The sequence below is a fragment of the Scandinavium goeteborgense genome (assembly GCF_003935895.2).
GTDB classification, from domain to species: Bacteria; Pseudomonadota; Gammaproteobacteria; order Enterobacterales; family Enterobacteriaceae; genus Scandinavium; species Scandinavium goeteborgense.
In genome coordinates, this window is record NZ_CP054058.1 from 242891 (window position 1) to 261795 (window position 18905).

At 55.9% G+C, this 18905-nt stretch carries 19 protein-coding genes; 10 read left to right on the forward strand and 9 right to left on the reverse strand.

What is annotated here, in order from left to right; translation table 11 throughout:
- Positions 1–187: 187 nt before the first annotated feature.
- The 4 genes from A8O29_RS01860 to A8O29_RS01875 form a co-directional block, all read right to left on the reverse strand.
- Positions 188–577, reverse strand: coding sequence for a hypothetical protein (locus A8O29_RS01860; RefSeq protein WP_125354974.1), 390 nt, complete (start codon positions 575–577; stop codon positions 188–190).
- Between the two features lie 361 nt (positions 578–938).
- Positions 939–1988 (reverse strand): AI-2E family transporter, encoded by a 1050-nt coding sequence (locus A8O29_RS01865; protein WP_125354973.1) that lies wholly within the window; start codon positions 1986–1988, stop codon positions 939–941.
- A gap of 166 nt (positions 1989–2154) precedes the next feature.
- Entirely contained in the window at positions 2155–2712 is a 558-nt protein-coding gene (locus tag A8O29_RS01870; RefSeq protein ID WP_110510175.1) for a DcrB family lipoprotein, read from the reverse strand.
- A gap of 73 nt (positions 2713–2785) precedes the next feature.
- Positions 2786–3451 carry a 7-cyano-7-deazaguanine/7-aminomethyl-7-deazaguanine transporter gene (locus A8O29_RS01875; protein WP_125354972.1) on the reverse strand — a complete coding sequence of 222 codons (666 nt, stop codon included), beginning with the start codon at positions 3449–3451 and terminating at the stop codon, positions 2786–2788.
- Between the two features lie 185 nt (positions 3452–3636).
- Here A8O29_RS01875 and tusA point away from each other — a divergent pair, with 185 nt between their 5' ends.
- From tusA to A8O29_RS01895, 4 genes are all read left to right on the forward strand, one after another.
- Positions 3637–3882 carry a sulfurtransferase TusA gene (tusA, locus tag A8O29_RS01880; RefSeq protein ID WP_125354971.1) on the forward strand — a complete coding sequence of 82 codons (246 nt, stop codon included), beginning with the start codon at positions 3637–3639 and terminating at the stop codon, positions 3880–3882.
- 173 nt (positions 3883–4055) lie between these two features.
- Entirely contained in the window at positions 4056–5039 is a 984-nt protein-coding gene (locus tag A8O29_RS01885; RefSeq protein WP_125354970.1) for a TRAP transporter substrate-binding protein, read from the forward strand.
- Between the two features lie 23 nt (positions 5040–5062).
- Positions 5063–5572: a TRAP transporter small permease gene (locus A8O29_RS01890; RefSeq protein WP_125354969.1), complete on the forward strand. Its 510-nt coding sequence runs from the start codon at positions 5063–5065 to the stop codon at positions 5570–5572.
- A gap of 10 nt (positions 5573–5582) precedes the next feature.
- The gene (locus A8O29_RS01895; RefSeq protein WP_125354968.1) at positions 5583–6866 is read left to right on the forward strand and encodes a TRAP transporter large permease; all 1284 of its coding nucleotides are present in this window, start codon (positions 5583–5585) and stop codon (positions 6864–6866) included.
- Positions 6867–6952: 86 nt separating this feature from the next.
- Here the strand turns inward: A8O29_RS01895 and zntA are convergent, their stop codons facing one another.
- Together zntA and A8O29_RS01905 are read right to left on the reverse strand one after the other, a co-directional pair.
- A complete protein-coding gene (zntA, locus tag A8O29_RS01900) occupies positions 6953–9166 on the reverse strand; it encodes a Zn(II)/Cd(II)/Pb(II) translocating P-type ATPase ZntA (RefSeq protein ID WP_125354967.1) in 2214 nt (737 codons plus the stop codon).
- Between the two features lie 79 nt (positions 9167–9245).
- Positions 9246–9872 (reverse strand): lysoplasmalogenase, encoded by a 627-nt coding sequence (locus tag A8O29_RS01905; RefSeq protein WP_125354966.1) that lies wholly within the window; start codon positions 9870–9872, stop codon positions 9246–9248.
- 140 nt (positions 9873–10012) lie between these two features.
- On the opposite strand from A8O29_RS01905, the gene A8O29_RS01910 reads away from it, so the two are divergent.
- A complete protein-coding gene (locus A8O29_RS01910) occupies positions 10013–10369 on the forward strand; it encodes a DUF2500 domain-containing protein (protein ID WP_159464848.1) in 357 nt (118 codons plus the stop codon).
- Between the two features lie 40 nt (positions 10370–10409).
- On the opposite strand, the gene A8O29_RS01915 is transcribed toward A8O29_RS01910, so the two are convergent.
- Positions 10410–10691 (reverse strand): DUF1145 family protein, encoded by a 282-nt coding sequence (locus A8O29_RS01915; protein WP_110510166.1) that lies wholly within the window; start codon positions 10689–10691, stop codon positions 10410–10412.
- Positions 10681–11277, reverse strand: coding sequence for a 16S rRNA (guanine(966)-N(2))-methyltransferase (gene rsmD, locus A8O29_RS01920; RefSeq protein WP_133461499.1), 597 nt, complete (start codon positions 11275–11277; stop codon positions 10681–10683). The genes A8O29_RS01915 and rsmD overlap by 11 nt, the downstream gene beginning before the upstream one ends.
- Positions 11278–11469: 192 nt before the next feature.
- On the opposite strand from rsmD, the gene ftsY reads away from it, so the two are divergent.
- From ftsY to rpoH, 4 genes are all read left to right on the forward strand, one after another.
- Positions 11470–13083, forward strand: a complete 1614-nt coding sequence (gene ftsY / locus A8O29_RS01925) for a signal recognition particle-docking protein FtsY (protein ID WP_125354964.1) — start codon at positions 11470–11472, stop codon at positions 13081–13083.
- 2 nt (positions 13084–13085) lie between these two features.
- The gene (ftsE, locus tag A8O29_RS01930) at positions 13086–13751 is read left to right on the forward strand and encodes a cell division ATP-binding protein FtsE (protein WP_110510163.1); all 666 of its coding nucleotides are present in this window, start codon (positions 13086–13088) and stop codon (positions 13749–13751) included.
- Entirely contained in the window at positions 13744–14802 is a 1059-nt protein-coding gene (gene ftsX, locus A8O29_RS01935; RefSeq protein ID WP_125354963.1) for a permease-like cell division protein FtsX, read from the forward strand. Before ftsE ends, ftsX begins: the two co-directional genes overlap by 8 nt.
- A gap of 270 nt (positions 14803–15072) precedes the next feature.
- On the forward strand, positions 15073–15927 hold the full coding sequence (rpoH, locus tag A8O29_RS01940; RefSeq protein WP_110510161.1) for an RNA polymerase sigma factor RpoH: 855 nt from the start codon (positions 15073–15075) through the stop codon (positions 15925–15927).
- An 84-nt stretch (positions 15928–16011) separates the two neighbouring features.
- On the opposite strand, the gene pdxR is transcribed toward rpoH, so the two are convergent.
- On the reverse strand, positions 16012–17481 hold the full coding sequence (gene pdxR, locus A8O29_RS01945; protein WP_125354962.1) for a MocR-like pyridoxine biosynthesis transcription factor PdxR: 1470 nt from the start codon (positions 17479–17481) through the stop codon (positions 16012–16014).
- Positions 17482–17596: 115 nt separating this feature from the next.
- Here pdxR and A8O29_RS01950 point away from each other — a divergent pair, with 115 nt between their 5' ends.
- Entirely contained in the window at positions 17597–18862 is a 1266-nt protein-coding gene (locus A8O29_RS01950) for a 4-aminobutyrate--2-oxoglutarate transaminase (protein WP_125354961.1), read from the forward strand.
- The last annotated feature ends 43 nt before the right edge of the window (positions 18863–18905 follow it).

Here is an 18905-nt window from a genome sequence, read left to right on the forward strand (position 1 = left end):
ATTATCGGTTTGTTCACGCGGCATTTTGCCGTGGGGCCGCTATTCGCGCTCATATCCTACAATGTTGTCGGCAGACAGGCGAATATCTGTCAGGCAGAGTGGTCTTAATTTTGGTCTATGTTGCGCCGGGCGTAAAACACGGCGGGATATCAGGCCGTTGTGACCGAATATCCCGTAATAACGCTTACTACTGTACGGCGCTGGAGAGACTAATCTGAATATCTTTATCGAGATTATGAACCCAGCGGTTGTAGTTCTTATGAATTTGACCGCCTTCCGCCATCAGATTCGTACTGCCATCATATTTGATGATGTAGCTGTTGGCAGAATACTGAATCAAAACATTGGCAGTATGGTCACGCGCCTGCTGGCGACCTTTAATCACGCCGGGGCCGGCATCGGTCATAATCCACTGGCGGTTGAGTCCCGCTTTTAAGATAGCGTTCCGCACCTGGGCTTCCGTGTGACCGGTGGCAACCGGGCTCTGAACAGTTTCAATCGGCGCGGTGCGAGAAACGCAGCCCGCCAGCGTGCCGACAACGGCGACGGCAGCAAACCATTTCACTAATTTTTTCATCAATAACTCCATTCAATCTGTAAAGCGATGCGAGATTAAAGCAAGCATTACCCAAACCCTTTATCAACGAACAGGCGTTATTTCCAATACGCGATATCAGGTGTTTTTTTGGTTATTTTGACGTTAAAAATGATAAGGGAGGATGTAAGGGGCTGCAACCGGAATATCTGTTAATACGATGATAAGAATCTGCGTAATTATTATTTCGAGAATTGGATTTTAATGAACAACCAATTTTAGTTAGTGGCTTATTAATTTCTGCGCGAAGAAACATTAAAAATGAAATGCCCGGCGGCGCGATGCTTGCCGGGCCTACGTCAGAAATAAGCCCGAACCAGCGTCGCGCTGTCGGGCAGTGCCATTAACCCGGCAATCGGCTTTTAGGTCGCCCCGGCCCCAACAAAATCGCCAGCTTGCTGCCGCCTTTGGTGGTTTCCATCCAGATTTTACACACGCTGGTGAGCGGCACGGAGAGCAGCATTCCGACCGGGCCGAGCAGCCAGCCCCAGATCAGTAATGACAGAAACACCACCAACGTCGACATGCCGAGGCGGCGGCCCATCATCTTCGGCTCGACCATATTCCCCAGCACCATATGCACCGCGAGGAACAGCCCGCCGACCAGCAGGCATTCATACCAGCCGTTAAACAGGAACGCCTGAATCATCGGCGGAATAGCGGAAATCACCGAGCCAATGTTGGGCACGTAGTTCAGCAGGAATGCCAGCACGCCCCACATCAGCGCGAACTGTACGCCGAGCAGCATCAGGCCAAGCCAGACAATCAGCCCAGTCCAGAGGCTGATCAGCGTCTTGAGGGCCAGATAGTGTGAAACGCCTTTCAGCGCACGGTGCAATCCAGCGATGTGAATTTGCGGATTCACCAGCGCGAAACGCAGTTTGTACGGCACGTGTCGCACTTCGAACAGCATAAACACCACGGTCATGACCAGCAGCACGATGCTGGCCATCGCCCCGGAAAGCCCGGTCATCATGGTGGTGGCGAAGGTCATCATTTTGTCGGAATCGACGCGCTGAAGCATACGCTCCGGTGACATATGCATGTGCAGGAACGGCATCGCATCTTGTATCGCCAGCAGCTTGTGCGTCAGCTCTTTATTGTACTTCGGCAGCATGGCAACAAACTCGTTGGCAGACGCGGCCAGCACGGCAACCAGCGCCGTGAGCACGCACAGCATCACGAATACCACAATGCTGATGGCAAGCGGCCGTGAGACACCCCGACGGATAAACCAGGTCACTAACGGGTTGAGAACGATGGCGAAAAACAGCGCCAAAAGCAGTTGAACAATGATATCGGCGGCAGCGTGGATCCCGGCCAGGATCACCACCAGCGCCGCCAGTTTTATTAATATGTGTAGACCCGCTTTATCAGCGGCAGGCGTAGTCATGGTCATTTCCTTATAGGCTATCGGCACTAAGTGTAGTGCTTCCCGCTGCGCTGACTATCGGAAAGAAGGACGGTTTTTTTCAGCCATCTCCCAAAGGGCGAGGGTCGGGGTAAACAAAAAAAGCCCCCGGTCGCGAAACCGGGGGCTTTGTCGTCAGCAGGCTAACTTAGTTGATGACGATGGTATTGATGATGTTTTCTGCGGTGCTCTGCGCTTTCTGCTGATCGTCAGCAGGCAGCGTGATTTGCAGGGTCAGCAGTTTGCCGTCCACTTTGCCCAGTACCACTGAAGAGTACGCGGTCTGGCCTTTGGCAGAGATGATGCTGTCGAGCTGCTGAAGGGTATGGCCTTTCAGCTCGATGGATTTGTTGGTCACAACCTGCAACTGCGGGTCGCGGCTACGCTGCTGCGCTTCCAGACGGGAAGCCAACGCGGCAAGGTCCTGATCGGTGTTATCACCCACAATCACGATCACCGCTTTCTGGCCAGTGGCGTCAGAATAAACGTGCATGTTGTTAGCCTGAGTGCCGAGCTTGCCGCTCTGATCGGTCATATCGGCCGGCAGGGAGAAGCTGAGTTTGCCATCCAGCAGTTTTACAGGCTGTGCAGCGGCATTGCTTTCGGCGGCTGCTCCCTGAGCTGGGGCTTTGCTGTCGCTGTTGTCACAGGCAGAAAGGCCCATTACCAGTAGGCCAATACCGACGTATTTAACCAAATTGCGCATTGACATCTTCCTTTTGATAAACGGCCATTAATGGCACATCTGTTTATCTTATCACAACCCACTGCACGAACCTTTAACCCGCTTGAAAAGCTGGGTTTTCGGATTTGTCTGCCAGTTTTTTCAATAGCATATTCAACACTACGCCGTACATCGGCAGGAAGAATACCAGGCTAATGAGCACCTTGAAGGTGTAATCCACCAATGCAATTTCGACCCAATGGGACGCCATGAACGGATCGGGACTGCGCCAGAAGGCGATGAAGAAGAACGCGAGGGTGTCGCTGACGTTACCGAACAGCGTGGAGGCGGTCGGCGCCATCCACCAACGGTGATTCTGTCGCAGGCGGTTGAAGACGTGAACGTCGAGGATTTGCCCCAGCGCGTAAGCCATAAAGCTCGCGGCGGCGATGCGGGCCACAAACAGGTTAAAGCTGGTGAGCGCAGCAAAACCCTGCCATTCGCCCATATAAAAGAGCGACGAAATCACGTAGGAAATCAGCAGCGCAGGTGCCATCACCGCAAAAATAATCTTACGGGCAAGCGGCGCGCCAAAGATACGCACGGTCAGGTCGGTTGCGAGGAAAATAAACGGAAAGCTAAACGCGCCCCAGGTGGTATGAAAACCAAAAATGGAGACCGGCAGCTGCACCAGATAGTTACTGGAAGTGATCACCAGCAGATGAAAAAGCGAAAGCCAGAACAACGCTTTTACGCGCTGTGCTTGAGAGAACTGCATCATGTTGTAGCCTTTTTAGTGGTTGGGGTGAGGGAACCCAATGTGTGTCTTGAAACGCTAAAAACCGCCGCATGATACTGCGTTATGTGCGCTTTGCAACGGCTAATTTTCGCGCAATCGTTAACCTGCCTTGCGTCACAAATAACTGGCGGTAAACTAGGGCGGTTTTTTGACTGACTGAGTGAACCATGAGCGATATCTTTTCTGCTGCTGACCACACCCTTGATGCCCAGGGCCTGCGCTGCCCGGAGCCGGTAATGATGGTCCGCAAAACCGTGCGCACGATGCCCGTCGGCGAAACGCTGTTAATTGTGGCGGACGACCCGGCGACGACCCGTGATATTCCTGGCTTCTGCCGCTTTATGGATCATGAATTGATTGCGCAACAGACCGACAACCTGCCTTATCGCTATCTCATCCGTAAAAACCATTAATTCTCTAAGGGCAGAAACTGTGATCTGCCCTGAAATCTCGTTACCAAATCGTTAAACCATCGTTTCACAATTGTAGCTTTTGTGAGGCGTCTCACCGTCGTTTTTCCCGTACCAGGCTAATTTTAAAACGCAAAACTAAAACAACGTTTTATTAAATACCCTGGAGCCGACCGATGAAAATGACTGTAAGGCCATTTGTGGCCGCATTATGCTTTTCCACAGCAGCACTCTGCTTTACGCCTTCGGTTTTAGCGCAAACCATTCGTGCCGCCGATGTTCATCCTGAAGGCTACCCGAATGTGGTGGCGGTCCAGCACATGGGCGAAAAACTCAAACAGCAAACTAACGGCGACCTGGAGATTAAAGTCTTCCCGGGCGGCGTGCTGGGCGATGAAAAACAAATGATTGAGCAGGCGCAAATGGGCGCCATCGACATCATTCGCGTATCAATGGCGCCTGTGGCGGCGATTCTGCCAGACATCGAAGTGTTCACCCTGCCGTACGTTTTCCGCGATGAAGATCATATGCACAAGGTCATCGACGGTGATATCGGCAAACAGATTGGTGAGAAGCTCACCAATAACCCGAAATCCAAACTGGTGTTCCTCGGCTGGATGGATTCCGGTACCCGCAACCTGATTACCAAACAGCCGGTCACCAAACCGGAAGATTTGAAAGGGATGAAAATCCGCGTTCAGGGCAGCCCGGTGGCGATTGATACCCTGAAAGACATGGGCGCTAACGCCGTCGCGATGGGCGTGAGCGAAGTTTACAGCGGTATGCAGACCGGCGTGATTGACGGTGCCGAAAACAACCCGCCAACCTTTATCGCCCACAACTATATGCCGGTGGCCAAGCATTACACCCTCAGTGGTCACTTCATCACCCCGGAAATGCTGCTCTATTCCAAAGTGAAATGGGACAAACTCACCGCCGATCAGCAGAAAAAAATCATGACTCTGGCTCGCGAAGCGCAGATGGAACAGCGTGAGCTGTGGAACGCCTATAATAAACAGGCACTGGAAAAAATGAAAGCGGGTGGCGTGCAGTTCCACGAAATCGACAAAGCGTACTTCGTCCAGGCGACGGAGCCGGTGCGTAAAGCCTATGGCGAAAAGCATCAGGATTTGATGAAAGCCATTGCTGACGTCCAGTGATTTTCACGTCGGACGGAGGACCTATGTCTGAATCCTTTTCAAAACTGATGGATAAGCTGTACATGCTGGCGATGTGGGTCGCCGGCGTGTCGCTGCTGGTGATGACCATCGTTATTCCCATCGGCATTTTTTCCCGCTACGTGCTGAACCAGGGGGAATCCTGGCCGGAGCCGGTGGCCATTCTGTGCATGGTGACGTTCACCTTTATCGGCGCGGCGGTAGGCTACCGCGCCGGGTCGCACATCGCCGTCAACATGCTGACCGACCGTCTGCCCGCCGCGCTGCAACGCGCTTCGGCACGGCTGGTTGATCTCATGATGCTGCTGATTACCGGGATGATGTTCTGGTACAGCTACGGGTTGTGCCTCGATTTATGGGATCAGCCGGTGGCGGAGTTTCCGCTGCTGACCTCTGGTGAAACGTATCTGCCGCTGCCGATTGGCTCGGCGGTGCTGATTCTGTTCGTTATTGAGCGTCTGCTGTTCGGTTCTCAGGAGCACCGTCCGGTGGTCCTCATCGGTAACCACGGTTAAGGGGCGTCAGATGGATGCGTTTATTCTGCTTTTCACCCTCGCCATTTTGTTGGCTATTGGGATGCCGGTGGCCTTTGCCGTGGGGCTTAGCGCCGTGGCGGGGGCAATCTGGATTGAATTACCACTGGAAGCGTTGATGATTCAGATAACCAGCGGGGTGAATAAATTTACCCTGCTGGCGATTCCGTTCTTCATTCTCGCCGGGGCAATCATGGCGGAAGGCGGGATTGCTCGCCGACTGGTCAATTTCGCCTATCTGTTCGTGGGCTTCATTCGCGGCGGTTTGTCGCTGGTGAACATTGTGGCGTCCACCTTTTTCGGTGCGATTTCTGGTTCGTCGGTGGCGGATACGGCATCTATCGGCAGCGTGATGATCCCGGAAATGGAGAAGAAAGGGTATCCACGCGAGTACGCAGCGGCGGTCACCGCCAGCGGTTCGGTACAGGCGATCCTGATCCCGCCGAGCCACAACTCGGTGATTTATTCTCTGGCGGCAGGCGGGACGGTGTCTATTGCCTCGCTGTTTATCGCCGGGGTGTTGCCGGGCTTGCTGCTGGGCGTCAGCCTGATGGTGATGTGCCTCGCCTTCGCGAAAAAGCGCGGCTATCCGAAAGGCGAAGTCATTCCGTTTCGTCAGGCGGTGAAGATCTTCTTTGATGCGCTGTGGGGGTTGATGACGGTGGTCATCATTCTCGGCGGGATCCTTTCCGGCATTTTCACCGCGACGGAATCCGCGGCGGTGGCCTGCCTGTGGGCGTTCTTTGTCACCATGTTTATCTACCGTGACTACAAATGGAACGAGCTGCCGAAGCTGATGTACCGCACGGTCAAAACGGTCAGTATCGTGATGATCCTGATTGGTTTTGCTGCGGCGTTTGGTGCGGTGATGACCTACATGCAGCTGCCGACGCGCATCACCGAGTTCTTCACCACGCTTTCCAGCAACAAGTACGTGATTCTGATGTATCTCAACGTCATGTTGCTGTTGATTGGTACGCTGATGGACATGGCGCCGATCATCTTGATCCTGACGCCGGTGCTGTTACCGGTGACGAATTCACTGGGGATCGATCCGGTGCATTTCGGGATGATCATGATGGTAAACCTGGGGATCGGTTTGATTACCCCGCCGGTGGGATCGGTGCTGTTTGTGGCCAGTGCGGTGAGTAAGCAGAAGATAGAAACCGTGGTTCGCGCGATGCTACCGTTCTACGGCATGCTGCTGGTGGTGCTGGCGATGGTGACATACATTCCGGCGATTTCACTGTGGCTGCCGCATGTATTAGGGATGTAACGTTTCCCCTCACCCTGGCCCTCTCCCCAAAGGGGCGAGGGTTAGGGTGAGGGGTTGTTTTCTCCCTTTCCCAAAGGGAGAGGGGATTACACCTTCCGATTCAACAACCGCAACGCATTCGCCGTTACCAGCACCGTAGCCCCCGTATCGGCCAGAACTGCCAGCCACAGGCCGGTGATGCCGAGCAGCGTAGTGACCAGGAAGACCGCTTTCAGTCCCAGCGCAATCGTAATGTTCTGGCGGATGTTGGCGCGGGTCGCGCGGGCAATGCTGATCATCTGCGCCAGGCCCGTCAGACGATTGCCGGTCAGCGCTGCGTCGGCAGTTTCCAGCGCTACGTCCGTCCCGCTTCCCATCGCAATGCCAATCGTTGACGCTTTCATCGCTGGTGCATCGTTGATGCCGTCGCCCACCATCGCCAGTGGAGCCTGCTGATTGAGCGTGGTCACGGCACTCACCTTATCCGCAGGCAGCAGCCCGGCGCGGAAATCCAGCCCCAGTTCATTAGCAATCACCGCCGCTGCCCGTGGGTTATCACCGGTCAGGATGACGCCCTGAACGCCCAGCGCATTCAACGCGCTGACCGCTTCGCGAGCGTCGTCCCGCAGCGTATCGCGCAACGCCAGAATGCCTTGCAGCCGCTGATTTTTAACCACCACGACCACCGTTTGTCCGGCCTCTTCCAGCGCCCTGATTTGCGCCGCCTGATCTTCGGCCGGGAATTTATCCCCGGCGCAAATCAGCACCTTCTCGCCATTCACGTCGGCTTCGATGCCTGACCCGGCCAGCGCCCGCTGGTTCTGAGCCTCGGGCAGCGTGAGGTGGCGCGCATTCGCTTCGTTGATAATCGCCGTCGCCAGCGGGTGACTGGAACCTTGCTCCACAGCTGCCGCCAGCGCCAGAAGCGCATCTTCGGTGGTGCCATTCAGCGCTACGATGTTCGTCACGCGCGGTTTGCCGACGGTCAGCGTCCCGGTTTTGTCGAAGGCGATATGATGAATACGACCGAGCTGTTCCAGTGCCGCGCCGCCCTTAATCAATGCGCCCCGACGCGCCGCCGCAGCCAGACCCGAGGTAATTGCCGCCGGGGTGGAAATCACCAGCGCGCACGGACAGCCAATCAGCAATAGCGTCAGACCTTTGTAAATCCACGGCTGCCACTCAGCGCCTGCCAGCAGCGGCGGTAAAACCGCAACCAGCAGCGCGACCAGCATAATCGCCGGGGTGTAAATCCGGCTAAAGCGATCAATAAAGCGTTCAATCGGTGCCCGGCGTTCTTCGGCCTCTTCAATCAGGCGCAGAATGCGGTCGATGGCGCTGTCGCCCGGTTCGGACGTCACGCTCAGTTGCACCAGGCGGTCAACACTGGTGGCTCCGGCAGGCACGCTTTCGCCGGTGAGGCGTTCGACGGGTACCGATTCGCCAGTGAGTGCGCTTTCGTCAAAGCTGGCAAACGCGGAAATCAGTTTACAGTCGGCGGGCAGACGGCCCCCAGCGGCGACTTCAATCACATCGTTCGGGCGTAAATCCCGCTGGGCCACGGTTTCACGCTGGCCGTCACGCACCCGCACGGCGGTGTCGGGTTTTAACGCCATCAAGGCGCTGACGCCTTTGCGGGCGCGGCTGGCGGCCCAGCCTTCAAGACGTTCCCCGATGATAAACAGCAGCAATACCATCGCCGCCTCTGCCGTCGCGCCGATAAACAACGCCCCGATCGCCGCCACGCTCATCAGCGTTTCGATGGCAAACCAGCTGCCGGTTTTGATCAGACGCAGCGCCTGGCGCGCAATCGGGAACAGCCCAACCAGGGTAGTGGCGATAAAGGCGAAATTGCCGAGGGGATGGTTTATCTGCGTCAGCCCCCAGCTGATAGCCATCAGGAGGATAAGTACCATCAGCGGGAGATTTTCTTTCAGACGAGAAGGCGCAGGCGCTTGCGGCGCATCTTCGCTACGCAAGACATAACCCGCGCTGGCGACGGCGGTTTCAACCTGGGCGCGAATATCGCTTTCGGCATCGACCAGCAGTTTTTCGGTGGTGAACAGCACCTGAACCTGGTTGACCCCGCTCACCTGGCGCACGGCATTTTCGACTTTGCGTGCACAGGCGGCGCAGTCCATGCCGTTGACCAGCCAGCTGTAGCGGGTACCAGAAGCGGGAGAGAGGACCGGAGCAGACTCAGGCTGTGAGCCGCCGCAGCACGCGCCGTGATCGTGATGCGGTGCCGTTACCGGAGCAGGCGTGAAGGTCGTTTTCGCGAACTGAGGCGCGGGTTTGGCTTTGGCGTCTGGAGTCGACATGGCACTCTCCTGTTACTGATAATTTTCTCAATAACACAGAGCATACACTTTGGAGTCGACTCCAGAGTCAAGCCTCTTTTTACAAGTACAGCGCGCGGACGATCAAAAAGTGTCCGGCGAAGTAGCACGCCGAGGAAATGGCGGTATCGGCGCGGAAGCGGCGACGGTAGTGACTGCCCAGCCACACGATATTGCCGATCAGCAGCAGCGTTGCGCCCAGGAAGGCGGAAAGCGCGGTATCCACCGGTCTGAAGAACCACAGCTCACCCGCCAGCCACACCATCACCAGCGTCATCGCAATAAACGTACACACCGGCAGACGCAGCTCTTCAAGGCGCGACCAGATAACGGCGATCAGCAGCGCGCCAATCACCAGCAGCACCAACGGCAGCGGCCAGAAGAACGACAGCGTCATCTGGCTGGCGAACCAAATCGTATACAGCAGATGAGAAAGGAAGAACGCACCCACCGCGTACAGCATGCGTTCGCGCGACAGCAGCGTCAGTGCATCGCCAATCAGCGACGCACACAGGCCCGCCAGCACTAAATAACTGATTGCGTTAAACATCGGGGCCTGCCAGGCGAGAAGCAGCAGCAGAATCAGCGTGACGGGTTTAAACACCCAGCGCTGCCAGACCGGGCCACGGTAGGAAGCGTCGACATAAAGCCAACCGGATAAACAGACCGCAATAAATGACCACAACATAATAAGTCCTTGTATCTGTTATTGATGTATAAGATCTCTCCACTTCAGTGTAGTGGCGCGGGGTGGCAGATGGCAATGCCGGTGCAGGCAAGGTATCCTGCTTTGCGTCAATTCTTAGAAGACAGTGAGAGAATCCTCCAATGAGCAAAATGCCGCTCTTTTTTGTGATTGTGGTGGCGATAATTGTCGTTGCCGCGTCGTTCCGTTTCGTGTCACAGCGTCGTGAAAAGATGGAAAACGAGGCCGCACCGCTGCAACAAAAGCAGGTGGTGGTGACCAACAAACGTGAAAAGGTATTGAACGACCGACGTTCACGACAGCAAACCGTCGCCCCGGCGGGCAGCGATATGCGTTATGAAGCGAGCTTTAAGCCGGACACCGGCGGGCTGGAAATGACGTATCGTCTGGATGAGAAGGCGTATCACGCGTTGAACGTGGGTGACAGAGGCACGCTGAGCTACAAAGGTTCACAGTTTGTGGCGTTCACGGTGCCATGATTAAGTGCCCGGCAAGCGCGAGTGCCGCCGGGCAAAAACATTACTTTTTCTTTGTCGGCGTCAATTTCATCTTCTTCTGCCAGGCAATCAGTTCAAATACCCCAAACAGGAATACGCGAACCGACTCGCCGCGGGTCATTTGCGGGCCGTCCTTCGGCAGCGTGGCTTTCAGCAGGGTCATTTGCAGGCCGTGCATCAGGATCATGAAAATCAGCGCCACGTTGACGAAGATATTCACCGGGAATTTGAACGGGTGCAGAACGTTGAGGACCAAAAAGGCCCAGACGCAAAGCATGAGCAGGCGGCCAATATTAAGCAGCATTATTATTTCCTTGTGCTTCACGTTGATAAAGGCGATAAGCGACCTGACCGGCCACCTTTTCGCGGTATAAATCCCAGTGCGAGGGAACTAACGGCAGGCCGTTTTCTACTTCGCTTTCAACATAAATCAGTGCGTCGTCCGCCAGCCAGCCGTTCGTTTCCAGCAGATTCAGCGTCTCGTCGAGCAACCCTTTACGGAACGGCGGGTCGATAAAGACCACATCGTGCGGCGTGCCAGGCTGTGCAAGGAACGTCAGGCTGTTGGTATTAACTACTTTCGCGTGGCTGGCGTTAAGCGTCGCGAGGTTTTTTTGTAACTGTTGTGCCACGTGGCGATCCATTTCCAGCAGGGTCGCACTGGCGGCATAACGCGACAGCGCTTCCAGCCCCAACGCGCCGCTACCGGCGAAACAATCGAGGCAGCGGGCATCAACCATATGCGGCGCAAGCCAGTTAAACAGCGTCTCACGGACGCGGTCGGTGGTCGGGCGCAGGCCTGGGCTGTCCGGAACAGGGAGCTTACGGCCCCGCCATTGCCCGCCTATAATGCGGATCTGGCCGCTGCCGGAGTGGTTTGGTTTTTTCATATCTATGCTCAGCTCAATGCCGGATTACTGTTCCAGGCGGTGATGCGCGTTAAGTTAAGTGATAGACTATTTCATCATTTTTTTAGCTTCCATGTACATAGACCTCAATAATTCTGGTTTCATTAAACCTGAAGTATGAAGGGATAGCGGTAACGCAGTACAGGGAATCAACAGCGAAGAGCGTGCTCGCAAATGGCAAAAGACAAAAAAAGAGGCTTTTTCTCCTGGCTGGGTTTTGGACAGAAAGAAGAAGAGCAGCAACAGGAAGCCGAACAGCAGCAAAGCGAAGCGCAGCCAGCGCCCGCAGAGCCTGTCATTGAGCAGGACACTCAGGAAGCTGCTGACGCCGTAACGGTTGAACCTGTTGCGGAACAGGACGTTGAACGCCTCGCTGAACCCGAAGTGGAAGTGACCGCGCACAGCGAAGCAGAGACCGATGCCTTCGCCGAAGACGTGGTTGAGGTGACCGAAGAGGTCGCTCAAAGCGCCATCGTGCAGCCGGTTGAGCCGGAAGTTGTGGTCGTCGCGCCGGTGGAAGAACCACGCGTTGACGCCGAGGCTGAAGCCGTTATCGAACACGAAGCGCTGCCGCTGCCGGAAGAGATTGCCGAAGAAGAGCCGGCGGTCGTTATCGAAGAAGAAGCCGTTGTTGCGCATCAGGTGCAAGCCGAAGAAGCGACTCCGGTTGAAACCGTTGTTGAAGAAACTGGGGCGGAAGACGTTGTCGAAGAAGAAGATTTCGCCGACGTTGAACTGAGCGACGACGAGCTTGAAGCGCAGGCGCTGGCCGCCGCCGATGCGGCAGAAAATGCCATCGACGCGCCGGAAGAAACGGCAGAAGAAGCCAGCGACCCACAAACACAGCAGGAACAGGAGCGGCCGACCAAAGAGGGCTTCTTCGCGCGTCTCAAACGCAGCCTGCTGAAAACCAAAGAAAACCTCGGTTCCGGATTTATCAGTCTGTTCCGCGGCAAGAAAATCGATGATGATCTGTTTGAAGAGCTGGAAGAACAGCTGCTGATTGCCGACGTCGGCGTGGAAACCACCCGCAAAATCATCGCCAATCTGACCGAAGGCGCGAGCCGCAAGCAGCTGCGTGATGCCGAAGCGCTGTACGGTCTGCTGAAAGATGAAATGAGCGAAATCCTCGCAAAAGTGGAAGAGCCGCTTAATATTGAAGGCAAAACGCCGTTTGTTATCCTGATGGTCGGCGTCAACGGCGTGGGTAAAACCACCACCATTGGCAAGCTGGCGCGTCAGTTTGAGCAGCAGGGTAAATCGGTCATGCTGGCGGCGGGTGATACCTTCCGTGCTGCGGCGGTTGAGCAGCTCCAGGTCTGGGGCCAGCGCAATGATATTCCGGTGATTGCTCAGCATACCGGGGCCGATTCCGCATCGGTGATTTTCGATGCCATTCAGGCCGCGAAAGCCCGTAACGTGGATGTGCTGATTGCCGACACCGCAGGGCGTTTGCAGAACAAATCGCACCTGATGGAAGAATTGAAGAAGATTGTCCGCGTAATGAAAAAGCTCGACGAAGATGCGCCGCATGAAATCATGCTGACCATCGATGCGAGTACGGGTCAGAACGCCATCAGCCAGGCGAAGCTGTTCCACGAAGCAGTTGGGCTGACGGGCATCACATTGACTAAACTGGACGGGACCGCCAAGGGTGGCGTTATCTTCTCGGTGGCCGATCAGTTCGGCATTCCGATTCGCTACATTGGCGTTGGCGAACGTATCGAAGATTTGCGTCCGTTTAAATCGGACGATTTTATTGAGGCACTTTTTGCCCGAGAGGATTAACAATGATTCGCTTTGAACAAGTCAGCAAAGCCTATCTCGGTGGGAGACAAGCGCTGCAGGGGATTAACTTCCAGCTGCAGCCGGGTGAGATGGCCTTTCTGACCGGCCACTCCGGCGCGGGGAAAAGTACCCTGCTGAAGCTCATTTGCGGTATCGAGCGTCCCAGCACCGGGAAGATCTGGTTTAGCGGCCACGACATCAGCCGCCTGAAACACCGCGAAGTGCCGTTCCTGCGTCGCCAGATTGGGATGATCTTCCAGGATCACCATCTGCTGATGGACCGCACCGTGTTTGATAACGTCGCCATCCCGCTGATCATCGCGGGGGCCAGCTTCGATGACATTCGTCGTCGCGTCTCGGCGGCGCTGGATAAGGTCGGGCTGCTCGACAAAGCGAAAAACTTACCGATTCAACTTTCTGGCGGTGAACAACAACGCGTGGGCATTGCCCGGGCGGTGGTGAACAAACCGGCGGTACTGCTGGCGGATGAACCGACCGGTAACCTCGATGAGGCGCTGTCGGAAGGCATTCTGCGCCTGTTTGAAGAGTTTAACCGCGTTGGGGTAACGGTATTGATGGCGACCCACGACATGGGTCTGATTTCCAGCCGTTCATACCGACAGCTGACGCTCAGCGACGGGCATTTGCACGGAGGCTACGGTGAATAAACGCGATGCGATGAATCACATCCGGCAGTTCGGCAACCGTTTTGACCGGCTGCGTAACTCTGCGAGAGGCGGTAACAACAACGGCGGCAACGTGCCGAAACGCGCGAAGTCTTCCCCGAAGCCGAACTCCCGCAAAACCAACGTGTTTAACGAGCAGGTGCGTTACGCCTTTAACGGCGCCTTGCAGGACCTGAAAAGCAAACCGCTGGCCACCTTCCTGACGGTGATGGTGATCGCCATCTCCCTGACGCTGCCGAGTGTGTGTTACATGGTTTACAAGAACGTGAACACCGCGGCGTCGCAGTATTATCCGTCGCCGCAAATCACGGTGTATCTCGAAAAAACACTGGACGATGACGCGGCAGCGCGAGTCGTCGGGCAGCTGCAGGCCGAACAGGGCGTGGATAAGGTGAATTACCTGTCCCGTGATGAAGCGTTGGGCGAGTTCCGTAACTGGTCTGGCTTTGGCGGCGCGCTGGATATGCTGGAAGAGAACCCGCTTCCCGCGGTGGCGATTGTCATTCCAAAGCTCGATTTCCAGGGCACTGATTCGCTGAACACCCTGCGTGACCGTGTGTCACGTATTCAGGGCGTGGATGAAGTGCGCATGGATGACAGCTGGTTCGCACGACTTTCTTCCATCACCGGCCTGGTTGGACGCGTGGCGGCGATGATTGGCGTGCTAATGATTGCGGCGGTGTTCCTCGTCATTGGTAACAGCGTGCGTCTGAGCATCTTTGCGCGTCGCGACACCATCAACGTCCAGAAGCTTATCGGCGCAACCGACGGCTTTATCCTGCGTCCTTTCCTGTATGGCGGGGCGCTGTTGGGCTTCTCCGGTGCGTTCTTGTCGCTCATCCTGTCCGAAATTCTGGTGCTGCGTTTGTCATCGGCAGTCACGGAAGTGGCGAAAGTGTTTGGCACCCAGTTTGAACTCAGTGGTTTAGGCCTGGATGAATGTTTGCTGATGCTGATTGTTTGTTCAATGATTGGCTGGATTGCCGCCTGGCTGGCGACGGTACAACATTTACGCCACTTTACGCCGGAATAATAAAAGTCTGATATACTCTCTCCCTGCTGCAAAGTTCCTGTGCAAATTCGCAGGGAGAGAGTCAAAACCCATCTGCTTTCCCTGCCCGCAAACATTATCATCATGATGTGACATTTTGTGCGTAATCTATTCACAGCGTTGCAAGGAACTTGTGGATAACATCACTGTCTGATTAAAATGTGAATGTTAATCTCGCTGCTCGTAACAACTGGCCCGAAAGTTGCCTGATGGGGACGAACCACGGCCAGGACGTAAATTGAGAGGACTTGAATGACCAAAGATATGCAAACTTTAGCTTTAGCCCCTGTTGGCAACCTGGAATCATATGTCCGGGCGGCAAACGCATGGCCGATGTTGACGGCTGATGAAGAACGGGCACTGGCGGAAAAGCTGCATTACCAGGGCGATCTGGAAGCAGCGAAGACGCTGATCCTGTCTCACCTGCGCTTTGTTGTTCACGTTGCTCGTAACTATTCGGGCTACGGCCTGCCGCAGGCAGATTTGATTCAGGAAGGTAACATCGGCCTGATGAAAGCCGTGCGCCGATTCAACCCAGAAGTGGGTGTGCGCCTGGTGTCTTTTGCCGTGCACTGGATCAAAGCCGAAATTCACGAATACGTGCTGCGTAACTGGCGTATCGTCAAAGTCGCGACCACCAAAGCACAGCGTAAGCTGTTCTTTAACCTGCGTAAAACCAAGCAGCGTCTGGGCTGGTTCAATCAGGATGAAGTGGAAATGGTTGCGCGCGAGCTGGGTGTTTCCAGCAAAGACGTGCGTGAAATGGAATCGCGAATGTCCGCGCAGGACATGGCCTTTGATATGTCAGCTGATGACGATTCCGAAAGCCATTCCGTTGCACCGGTGCTCTACTTACAGGATAAAACGTCAAACTTTGCCGACGGCATCGAAGACGATAACTGGGAAGAGCAGGCCGCGAACAAACTGACTCACGCGATGGAAGGTCTGGACGAACGTAGCCAGGACATCATCCGCGCTCGCTGGCTGGACGAAGACAACAAGTCCACGCTGCAAGAGCTGGCCGACCGCTATGGCGTGTCCGCCGAGCGTGTGCGTCAGCTTGAAAAGAACGCGATGAAAAAACTGCGTATGGCGATTGAAGCGTAAGCTGAAAGCCAATGCCCGGTGGCGCTAGTGCTTACCGGGCCTACAAACTGTAGGCCTGGCAAGTGAAACGCCGCCGGGCAACAATTATCCTACTGCTATACACCCCATCAAAACCTTAAACGCCCCTTCCATCTCTTCTTCGCGCATCGCCGCAAAACCCATTAACAATCCGCGCTGCGTCGCTTTGTTCAGGTAATAGCGCGAAAGCGGTCGCACCAGCACGCCCTTTTCATTTGCCGCGTTGGCCAGCGCCACGTCGTCACAATCGGCATCGAGTTTCAGCACCAGGTGCAGTCCGGCGTTGTCGTTAAATTCGCTTAACGCCTCTTTGCCGAGATAATCGGTGATAAGACCCGCCAGCCGCTGACGACGCCGGGCGTACAGCAGTCGCATCCGACGAATATGCGCGGTGTAATGCCCTTCGCGGATAAACAGCGCCAGCGCTTCCTGGTCGAGCAAACGCCCGCTGCGGTAAAGCTCGGCATGCGCGGTGCGCAGCGACTGCGCCAGCGGGCGAGGTAACACGACATAGCCGAGACGCAACCCCGGCCACATGGTTTTGCTGAAGGTGCCGATGTAAATCACCGGCGCATCTTCGACCAGCCCCTGTAGCGCCGGAATAGGCTGGCCTGAAAAGCGGAACTCGCTATCGTAATCGTCTTCGACAATCCAGCTCCCGGTCTGTCGCGCCACCGCCAGCAGCCGCTGACGGCGCTCCAGACTCATCACGCAGCCAAGCGGATACTGGTGCGATGGCGTGACGAAGATCAGTCGGGGCGGCGACTCACCGGGTTCCGGCGGGTTCATGCCGCTGAGATCGACATCGATCGCGCGCAAATTCACGCCGTTCATCTGCAACACGTTGCGAATGCCCCAATAGGCGGGCTCCTCAATCCACGCGCTGTCGCCGGGGTTGCACAGCATCCGTGACACCAAATCAATCGCCTGGTGAATGCCTTCGGTGATCAGGATCTGGTCCGGCGTGCAGCGCACCGAGCGCGCCACGCGCAAATATTCCATCAATGCCTGTTGCAGCGCCTGACTACCGCCGGAAGGGCTGTAGGAAAGCTGCATCGCCTGCGGTTTGCGGCTGACGCGGGTATGGATTTTGCGCAGCAGCGCGTGCGGAAATTCGTTCACGTCGGGGACGCCGGGCAAAAATGCGCCCCACTGGCGAGGGCTGGCGCGGCTGTGTGCCAACAGCGCCTGACCACGTTCTGAAAAGCTGACGCTTTGTGGCGAACTGGCGTGCTGTTCATCGCTGCCCGCGGCGAACAGCAGCGCGTCCGGCACGGTTTTCGCCACAAACGTGCCGCTGCCGGAGCGGGACACGATATAGCCCTCCGCCAGCAGCTGTTCGTACACGGTCAGCACCGTATTGCGCGACATGCGCAGCTGACTGGCGAGATCGCGCGACGGCGGCAGACGGCTTTGCGGCGGCAGGCTGCCGTCGAGGATCGACAGCCGCACGGCGTTATACAGCTTCTTATGCAATTTATCGTCGGATTGCTCGTCCAGACGCAGTTGTAGGAGATCGCACACTAAAGAACGCAATTGGATCCCTCAATTATTCAAAACTGGTACTCGATTATAGGACCGCTCAAGCAGTAAAACTATTGCATTGTTTCAAAGTTGTTAACACTAATGAATTTGAGATGGGGTAAGGTCGATGAAGAATAATGAACTGAATCAGCGTCGTTTGCAGGCAACACCGCGCGGCATTGGCGTCATGTGCGGCTTCTACGCCGAGAAAGCCGAAAACGCTACACTGTGGGATGTGGAAGGCAACGAAGTGATTGATTTCGCGGCGGGAATTGCGGTGCTAAACACCGGCCATCGCCATCCGAAAATCGTCGCGGCGATTGAAAAACAGTTGCAGGCGTTTACCCACACCGCGTACCAGATTGTCCCTTACGAAAGCTATGTTTCACTGGCCGAACGCATTAACGAGCGCGTGCCGGTGAACGGCCCGGCGAAAACCGCATTCTTCTCGACCGGTGCGGAAGCGGTTGAAAATGCGGTGAAAATCGCCCGCGCTTACACCAAACGCCCAGGCCTGATCACTTTCGGCGGCGGTTTCCACGGCCGTACCTTCATGACCATGGCGCTGACCGGCAAAGTGGCCCCGTACAAAATCGGCTTCGGTCCGTTCCCGGGCTCCGTTTATCACGGTCAGTATCCGAGCGAAGCCCATGGCGTCAGCACCGCAGACGCGCTGAAAAGCCTCGATCGCATCTTCAAAGCGGATATCGCCCCGGATCAGGTGGCGGCGATTATTCTCGAGCCGGTGCAGGGCGAGGGCGGTTTCAACATCGCTCCGGCCGATTTCATGCAGGGCTTGCGTAAATTGTGCGACACCCACGGCATTCTGCTGATTGCCGATGAAGTGCAGACCGGTTTTGCCCGTACCGGCAAACTGTTTGCGATGGAACATTACGACGTGAAGCCTGACCTGATGACCATGGCGAAAAGCCTGGCCGGCGGGATGCCGCTCTCTGCGGTAGCGGGCCGTGCCGAGGTAATGGATGCACCCGCCCCGGGCGGTCTCGGCGGCACTTACGCCGGTAACCCGCTGGCGGTTGCCGCGGCGCACGCGGTGCTCGATATCATCGACGAAGAGAAGCTCTGCGCCCGCGCGGCCGAGCTGGGGCACCATCTGGTTGAAGTGCTGAACAACGCCAGAGTCAACTGTCCTCATATCGTGGATGTGCGTGCGCAAGGCTCAATGGTTGCCGTTGAATTTAACGATCCGCAGACCGGCGCGCCGTCGCCTGAATTCACCAAACATGTGCAGGAAAAGGCCATGAAAGAAGGCCTGCTGCTGCTGAGCTGTGGCGTTTACGGCAACGTGATTCGTTTTCTTTACCCTCTCACCATCCCTGAAGCCCAGTTCCGCAAGGCGCTGGAGATTATTCGACACTCCCTCAGCCACTAATGGCTCGCCGCTCTCCGGAGCGGCTTTTTTTTGTCACGTTTCT

Coding starts and splice junctions, on each gene's coding strand:
- rsmD (WP_133461499.1), bottom strand. CDS start 11,277: ATGAAAAAACCAAACCACTCCGGCAGCGGCCAGATCCGCATTATAGGC.
- A8O29_RS01915 (WP_110510166.1), bottom strand. CDS start 10,691: ATGCTGCTTAATATTGGCCGCCTGCTCATGCTTTGCGTCTGGGCCTTT.
- A8O29_RS01865 (WP_125354973.1), bottom strand. CDS start 1,988: ATGACTACGCCTGCCGCTGATAAAGCGGGTCTACACATATTAATAAAA.
- A8O29_RS01890 (WP_125354969.1), top strand. CDS start 5,063: ATGTCTGAATCCTTTTCAAAACTGATGGATAAGCTGTACATGCTGGCG.
- zntA (WP_125354967.1), bottom strand. CDS start 9,166: ATGTCGACTCCAGACGCCAAAGCCAAACCCGCGCCTCAGTTCGCGAAA.
- ftsY (WP_125354964.1), top strand. CDS start 11,470: ATGGCAAAAGACAAAAAAAGAGGCTTTTTCTCCTGGCTGGGTTTTGGA.
- A8O29_RS01860 (WP_125354974.1), bottom strand. CDS start 577: ATGAAAAAATTAGTGAAATGGTTTGCTGCCGTCGCCGTTGTCGGCACG.
- A8O29_RS01950 (WP_125354961.1), top strand. CDS start 17,597: ATGAAGAATAATGAACTGAATCAGCGTCGTTTGCAGGCAACACCGCGC.
- A8O29_RS01895 (WP_125354968.1), top strand. CDS start 5,583: ATGGATGCGTTTATTCTGCTTTTCACCCTCGCCATTTTGTTGGCTATT.
- ftsE (WP_110510163.1), top strand. CDS start 13,086: ATGATTCGCTTTGAACAAGTCAGCAAAGCCTATCTCGGTGGGAGACAA.
- A8O29_RS01870 (WP_110510175.1), bottom strand. CDS start 2,712: ATGCGCAATTTGGTTAAATACGTCGGTATTGGCCTACTGGTAATGGGC.
- A8O29_RS01875 (WP_125354972.1), bottom strand. CDS start 3,451: ATGATGCAGTTCTCTCAAGCACAGCGCGTAAAAGCGTTGTTCTGGCTT.
- tusA (WP_125354971.1), top strand. CDS start 3,637: ATGAGCGATATCTTTTCTGCTGCTGACCACACCCTTGATGCCCAGGGC.
- A8O29_RS01905 (WP_125354966.1), bottom strand. CDS start 9,872: ATGTTGTGGTCATTTATTGCGGTCTGTTTATCCGGTTGGCTTTATGTC.
- A8O29_RS01885 (WP_125354970.1), top strand. CDS start 4,056: ATGAAAATGACTGTAAGGCCATTTGTGGCCGCATTATGCTTTTCCACA.
- A8O29_RS01910 (WP_159464848.1), top strand. CDS start 10,013: ATGAGCAAAATGCCGCTCTTTTTTGTGATTGTGGTGGCGATAATTGTC.
- rpoH (WP_110510161.1), top strand. CDS start 15,073: ATGACCAAAGATATGCAAACTTTAGCTTTAGCCCCTGTTGGCAACCTG.